This window comes from Acidobacteriota bacterium (assembly GCA_030774055.1).
Classification (GTDB): Bacteria; Acidobacteriota; Terriglobia; order Terriglobales; family Acidobacteriaceae; genus JACPNR01.
Genome location: JALYLW010000010.1, coordinates 1 through 5,990, shown reverse-complemented (window position 1 = coordinate 5,990; position 5,990 = coordinate 1). Strand labels below are relative to the sequence as shown.

Annotated in this window: 8 protein-coding genes; 3 read left to right on the top strand and 5 right to left on the bottom strand. The window is 62.9% G+C overall.

Annotated features, from left to right (window positions below; translation table 11 throughout):
• Positions 1 to 88: 88 nt before the first annotated feature.
• The 5 genes from M3P27_00980 to M3P27_00960 form a co-directional block, all read right to left on the bottom strand.
• Entirely contained in the window at positions 89 to 586 is a 498-nt protein-coding gene (locus M3P27_00980; protein MDP9266883.1) for a cell division protein FtsL, read from the bottom strand.
• Complete coding sequence (locus tag M3P27_00975; GenBank protein ID MDP9266882.1) at positions 587 to 751, bottom strand: hypothetical protein; 165 nt, start codon at positions 749 to 751, stop codon at positions 587 to 589.
• A 161-nt stretch (positions 752 to 912) separates the two neighbouring features.
• Positions 913 to 1,836, bottom strand: a complete 924-nt coding sequence (gene rsmH, locus M3P27_00970) for a 16S rRNA (cytosine(1402)-N(4))-methyltransferase RsmH (GenBank protein ID MDP9266881.1) — start codon at positions 1,834 to 1,836, stop codon at positions 913 to 915.
• 29 nt (positions 1,837 to 1,865) lie between these two features.
• Positions 1,866 to 2,306, bottom strand: coding sequence for a division/cell wall cluster transcriptional repressor MraZ (locus M3P27_00965; GenBank protein MDP9266880.1), 441 nt, complete (start codon positions 2,304 to 2,306; stop codon positions 1,866 to 1,868).
• A 399-nt stretch (positions 2,307 to 2,705) separates the two neighbouring features.
• Positions 2,706 to 4,016, bottom strand: coding sequence for a Xaa-Pro peptidase family protein (locus tag M3P27_00960; protein MDP9266879.1), 1,311 nt, complete (start codon positions 4,014 to 4,016; stop codon positions 2,706 to 2,708).
• Between the two features lie 223 nt (positions 4,017 to 4,239).
• On the opposite strand from M3P27_00960, the gene M3P27_00955 reads away from it, so the two are divergent.
• From M3P27_00955 to M3P27_00945, 3 genes are read left to right on the top strand one after another with little or no spacing between them, the layout of a single operon-like run.
• Entirely contained in the window at positions 4,240 to 4,710 is a 471-nt protein-coding gene (locus M3P27_00955; protein ID MDP9266878.1) for a hypothetical protein, read from the top strand.
• A gap of 59 nt (positions 4,711 to 4,769) precedes the next feature.
• Positions 4,770 to 5,324, top strand: a complete 555-nt coding sequence (locus M3P27_00950) for a DUF393 domain-containing protein (GenBank protein ID MDP9266877.1) — start codon at positions 4,770 to 4,772, stop codon at positions 5,322 to 5,324.
• A gap of 13 nt (positions 5,325 to 5,337) precedes the next feature.
• Positions 5,338 to 5,898: a hypothetical protein gene (locus M3P27_00945; protein ID MDP9266876.1), complete on the top strand. Its 561-nt coding sequence runs from the start codon at positions 5,338 to 5,340 to the stop codon at positions 5,896 to 5,898.
• The last annotated feature ends 92 nt before the right edge of the window (positions 5,899 to 5,990 follow it).

Here is a 5,990-nt window from a genome sequence, read left to right as displayed (position 1 = left end):
GCCAAGGCGGGACCGCCATGCTTTACCGGATGTGAGCTTTGGTTGAAGACACACCGGAACCTTAACGCCAACCACACTGCAAGAAAGCCTATTGCGTCGCCGGCACCACCACGGCCTGCGACACCTGCGCCAGCACCGCGCCACTCGGCTCATAGGCCGGCGCGTCGAGCTGGATGACCTGTCCCGGCTGCGGCGCGACCATTCCCATGCCGCGCGCCAGCGCGTCGATCCGCTCCGGATCGCGCAATGACGCTTCTTCCAAACGCAGCGTGCGATTCACGTCGCTCAAGCGGTCGCGCTCGCCCTTCTGCGCCTGGATCTGGTAGCCGTATTCGATCGCGCTGTAGTGCTGCCACATGTAGCCCAGCGCGAGCACGAACAGCACCACGCAGGCGCACGCGAACTGCGCCATCTCGCGATTGCGCTCCGTGTCCGCGACCTTGACCAGCCGCGTGTTGTCGATCGCCTTCACGAAGTGGATCTCCGGCGTCGCGCCTCGCCATGCCGAGGTCTGCGCCACAATGGCGCCGCGTCCCTGACTGTGGGCGTGCCGCGCTCCCCTTGCTGCCATCGCTGCGGTTGCCATCTATGCGACTCCAAAGACCGCTTCGTTGTCGTTAGCGAACTGGTAGGCGTGGGTGGCTCGGACCTCCACCTGCACCGGCATCTGGTTATCGAACGCGAGGCCCGCGTGCTCTTCGGCTTGCTGCACGCTGGCGATCAGGTTGTCGATCATGTTTCCTGTGTACATTTGTTCACCTCCGACCGGGGGAGGGGGTCGGTTTACTTCTAAACTTTTCCGGGACAACGCTGTAAGTGGAAGGTTTCAGAGGAATTTCAATTCGCCCTAGTAGAGGTAGGCAGCGTCGCCCCGGAACTTTCGCTGCTCGGCGCCTCTACCCGCTCGCAGCTTTAAACTTTTTCTACGGCTCGCAGCTTCGCGCTGCGGGACCGTGGATTGCGATCGACCTCCTCGTCACTCGCCGTGACCACCTTCTTGGTCAGGGGCTTGAACAGCCCGCGTTGCGCGCCTTCGCGGAACGCGTCTTTCACCATCCTGTCCTCGAGCGAGTGGAAGCTGATGACCACCAGCCTTCCACCCGGTTTGAGCACGTGCGGCGCCCCGTTGTCACCGAGGAACGCCTTGAGGTCCTCCAGCTCCTGATTCACGTAGATCCGGATCGCTTGGAAAGTGCGCGTCGCGGGATGAATGCGGTCAGATTTCATTGACCGGCTCGCGGCCGATATAACTTGTGCTAGATGAGCGGTAGTTCGTACCGGCCGCGAGCGGACAATGGCTCTGGCGATTCTCCGCGACCTCCTTTCCTCACCGAATTCGTAAATCAGATCGGCGAGATCGCTCTCGTCGAACTGGTTTACCACTTGATCGGCGGTGCGCTCGCCGTGCGGGTCCATCCGCATGTCGAGCGGCCCTTCCGCCTGAAAGCTGAATCCGCGCGCCGCATCACCCAACTGCAGCGAGCTCACGCCGAGGTCCGCGAGCACCCCGTCCACGCTGTTCGGTGGCACGGTGCGCGCGATCTCGGCAAAGCTGCGGTGCAGCAAGGTCACCTCTGGCCAGTCCGTCGCGAGTTCCGCGGACGGGCTGGCGAGGCGCTTACGCGCCAGTTCCAGCGCACGCGTATCCTTATCGAAGGCAATCAAACGACCCGGTGCGCCCAGGCGTCTTGCGATTTCCAAGCTGTGCCCGCCTAAGCCCAAGGTCGCGTCGATATAGGAAGCGCCGCGCCGGACTGCTAAAAAGTCGATCGCTTCTTTTGAAAGAACCGGGACATGGCCAACTCCGGTGCCGCCATGCCTGCCCCCAGGGGCAATGATCTCGTCTGCCTCGAACTCGTCCGCCACTAGATGCCCAGTTCGTCGAGAGTCTTTTCATCCTCAGCCGTGAACGGGTTCTCTACCAACTCCTTGCGGTACGCTTCGATGTTCCGCACGGCCAGGTGCGTCAGGTTCCCCAGCACCGCCACTTCGCCCTTCAACTGCGCTGAATCGCGCAGCATCGCCGGCAGCAGCAGCCGGCCCTGGTTGTCCATCTCCACCGACTGGCCGTAATAGTTCGTGCGGTCCAAGAACTTTTTCTTCGTCGGATTGAAGCTGGAGAGGCGCGCTAACTTCTCCTCGATGCGCTGCCATTCCTCCATCGGATAGATCAACGCCCGCTCGCCATCCACGCTGGTGATGTAGAACGCGTTGGCATACTTCTCGTCGACCAGGCGCTTGAACTCCGCCGGGATTTTGAGTCTTCCCTTTTCGTCGACGCGGGTTGGATGGTTGCCGCGAAACATACTTGTTTCCCCGCCGTTTCTGGGTGTTCAATCGACTATGCCGGGCTGCGATCACTGCGATTCCGGCAACGGCAGTAAGCATTTCGGTGGTGCTAGGGGCTTTAGCGTCGTTGGCGTCGTTTTTCGGGTCGTTTGTGTTCATTGCACCCGGTGCGTTTGCCTGTACCCTGTTACCCCAGTAGCCACTGATTTGCTTACCACTTTGTACCACTTTAGACCACATCCTACGCGCAAATGATTGCGTGTCAACAGCTAAGTTGAGGGTCTTGGTTGTGGAAAAGGTACTTGCACCGGTGGCGGTGCAGCCGGTCCGCAAAAGCGCGAGGGCTCGCGCTTCCCTTTCGGGAAACCACTAGGGGTTGCGTTTATCGCGATGGTGCTGGGGTTTGGCCGTTGTCGTTAGGGCGGGCCGAAGGGCTCTTCCAGGCTTGGACTCTGCGGCGTGAACAGCTCCGCGCCGTTCGCGGTGATGTGCATGATGTCCTCGAGCCGCACGCCAAACTCGCCGCGGATATAGATCCCGGGCTCGTCGCTGAAGCACATCCCGGGCGCCATGGGCAGCTTGTTACCGCGCACCAGATACGGCCATTCGTGGCCGTCCATGCCGATGCCGTGGCCTACGCGGTGGGTGAAGTGCTCGTAGTCCAGTCCGTAGCCGGCGTCGCTGATGACCTTGCGCGCGGCCGCGTCCACCGCCTCGCATGGCACGCCCGGCTTAGCCGCTGCGAGGGCAGCGGATTGCGCCTCGTGCACGATCTCGAACACTTTTTTCATTTTCTCCGTTTTTCCCGTCGGTCTGCCGAGCACGAACGTCCGGCTGATGTCGGATTGGTAGCCTTCGACCGAGCACCCGCCATCCACCAGCAGGATGGTGCCCTCTTTCACGACCTGTGGCTTCGCCGAGCCGTGCGGCAGCGCCGAGTTCTCGCCCACCTGCACGCCGGCGCCGCCCTCGAAGCCGAGCTGCACGTGTGCCTGTTCCACGAAACCCGCAAAATCTTTTTGCGTCATGCCGGGCTTGAGCGAGCGATACGCGGCTTCGTACGCCGCCAGCGTCACCTGGTTCGCCAGCAGCATCAGTTCCAGCTCGTGCGCGCTCTTGATCATGCGGCAGCCCGCCGTCACCGGTGTGGCGCTCGTGAGCTTCACCGCCGGCGCCGCTTGCCCCACGCCCTCGCTGTAGACCCAATACACTCGCTCTTCGATGCCGAGCTTGCCCGCCGCGAGCCCACGCTGTTTCATGCCTGCGGCCACCAGCGCGTACGGGCTCTCATCTTCCTGCCACAGACGCATCTCCGGATCCTTCCAACCCAGGCCGCCGGTGATCTGCTCTTGCGCCCGGTCCGCTTCGAACGCCGGGCACACGAAGAACGCCGCGCCCTTTGCCGGCAGCACCATGGCGAACAGCCGCTCACTCAGCCACCACGAGATGCCGCTGAAGTACTTCAACGAGGCGCCTCCCGTAAGAGAGATGGCGTCGAGCTGGTTCAGCCGCATCAGCTCGCGTGCGCGCTCGAGGCGCTGCTCCCGCTCCGCCGGCGTGATCGGCTTGGCTTCGCTGTTGCGCGACTTCAGCCGCGCGATCGGCTCGGGCAGCGGCTTACAGGGCGCGTCGTCAGCCAGCGGCCGCGCCAAAGCCGCTGGGCTGGCCAGCGCCACACCGGCCGCAAGACCTGCGCCCTTCAGGAAGCCACGGCGAGTAGACGTCATAGAGGTCTCCTTTTTCGGAAGCGCAACAGAGTATCACCCGCTCGGCTGTGAACTCACGCTCGCCAATAACCCAAGCCAATACAGTCAGTTAGCACGTTTTTGAACACATTCACTAATTCCTTGACGCCAGCACCTCGGTACATCTAGCATTTGAACATGTTCAGGATAGTGATCAAGTCCGATTGGCCCCGCAACACCAGGAGGCTTTATGCAGGCAGGCATCATGCCAGTGAACAATCTCTATGTCATCTGGGCCTACGTTTTCTACATCGTCATCAGCGTGGCGCTCACCATCTGGGTGGCCCGCACGCTTTCGAAGAACGGCATCCTGTTTCTGATCGACGCCTTCCTCGGCAACGAGCGGCTGGCGAATTCGGTGAACCATCTGCTGATCGTCGGCTTCTACCTCATCAACATCGGCTACGTCACGCTGGCGCTGAAATATGGCGACAAGCCCGCCTCGCTGCAGCAGGCCATCGAGTTCCTCAGCACCAAGGTGGGACTGGTGCTGCTCGTCCTCGGCGCGATGCATTTCCTCAACCTGCGTGTCTTCTCCAACATGCGGAAGCGCGCGCTGCTGCGCAACGAGAAGCCGCCGGTCCCACCCAACGAGTTTCTGGGGACGACTGGAAGTCCGACTGGAAGCCCGAGTGGAAGCCCGACCGGAAGCCCGGTCCCGCAACCCGCACGCTAGCCAACACCCGTGTGGAGGCGGGCGACGCGCCCGCCCAGGCCGCTGAGAGGAGGCCGGTCATGAAGAAGCTCATGAGGAAACTTACTGTGCTCTACGACTACAACTGCGGCTTGTGCCAGCGCGCGCGTCGCTGGCTGGAAGCAGAGCCAAAGTTCCTGGCGCTGGAGTTCATCCCTGCCGGCTCCGACCACGCACGCGACCGCTTCCCCACCCTGCCGAACACGGTAGAGGAGCTGGTGGTGGTGGCCGATGACGGCGGCGTCTACCACGGCGACCGCGCCTGGATCATGTGTCTCTACGCGCTCGCCGACTATCGCGAGTGGGCGCTGCGCCTGGCGGCGCCGAAGCTGCTGCCGCTCGCGCGTACCGCCTTTCAGCTCATCAGCGAGAACCGCATTCGCATCTCGAAGCTGTTCCATCTCTACACCGACGACGGCGTCGCCGCCGAGCTCGCGCGCATGCGCGGGAACGGATGTGCCGTCCCGCAACCGGCGCCCGCCAAAACGGCGCCGCAAGGTTCCATACCCCTGACACCGCCGCCCGCCGGCGCGCCCGGCTCGGGCGGGGCTTTGCATGTCCGCAGCAGTAACGACATCCGCGAATGGTTGGAGTGATAAGGAGGCTCTTATGGCATACAGATTCAACACCGAACAATGGCTGGCGGCGCCGGTCGCCGACGTCTTTGCGTTCTTCTCGGACGTGGAGAACCTGCTGCGCATCGAGCCGGATGCGCTCCGCGTGCGCATCGAGGAAAAAGACCTGGTCGCACCCGCCGATATCCCCGCGCGATTCCGTAGCCGGGCAGCATCGTTCCTCGGCGCCGGTTCACAAGTCGTGCTCTCCTACTGTCTGCCGTTCCTGCCCCTCTGGCGCCGGCAGCATCGGGCATACATCACTGAATACCGCTGGGCGCACCACTTCTGCGATGAACACCACTCCTGGCTCATGAGCTGGGAGCATCGCCACGAGTTCGCGCCGCTTGTCCGCGAGGGTGTGCCCGGCACGCTGGTGCGCGACGTAGTCGACTACAAACTCTGGCCTGAACTGCCTGGCCGGATCGCGCACGCGCTCTTCGCTCGACGTTTAGTGCGCGACGCCTTCAGCTACCGCCATCGCGCGCTGACGCAGATCGTGAATGCCGGCGCGCTGCTCGGCCGTGGCTTCGTCCCGCAGGTGAAAACGGCCTGACAGACGTTGCGCCGGCGTCTCGACGGCTGTAGCGGCGGCGTCCCGCCGCCCCTAATCGCGGAAGGGGCGCGGTGCTTGGATAGAATCAAGCC

Coding starts and splice junctions, on each gene's coding strand:
- M3P27_00980 (MDP9266883.1), bottom strand. CDS start 586: ATGGCAACCGCAGCGATGGCAGCAAGGGGAGCGCGGCACGCCCACAGT.
- M3P27_00975 (MDP9266882.1), bottom strand. CDS start 751: ATGTACACAGGAAACATGATCGACAACCTGATCGCCAGCGTGCAGCAA.
- M3P27_00965 (MDP9266880.1), bottom strand. CDS start 2,306: ATGTTTCGCGGCAACCATCCAACCCGCGTCGACGAAAAGGGAAGACTC.
- M3P27_00960 (MDP9266879.1), bottom strand. CDS start 4,016: ATGACGTCTACTCGCCGTGGCTTCCTGAAGGGCGCAGGTCTTGCGGCC.
- M3P27_00955 (MDP9266878.1), top strand. CDS start 4,240: ATGCCAGTGAACAATCTCTATGTCATCTGGGCCTACGTTTTCTACATC.
- M3P27_00950 (MDP9266877.1), top strand. CDS start 4,770: ATGAAGAAGCTCATGAGGAAACTTACTGTGCTCTACGACTACAACTGC.
- M3P27_00945 (MDP9266876.1), top strand. CDS start 5,338: ATGGCATACAGATTCAACACCGAACAATGGCTGGCGGCGCCGGTCGCC.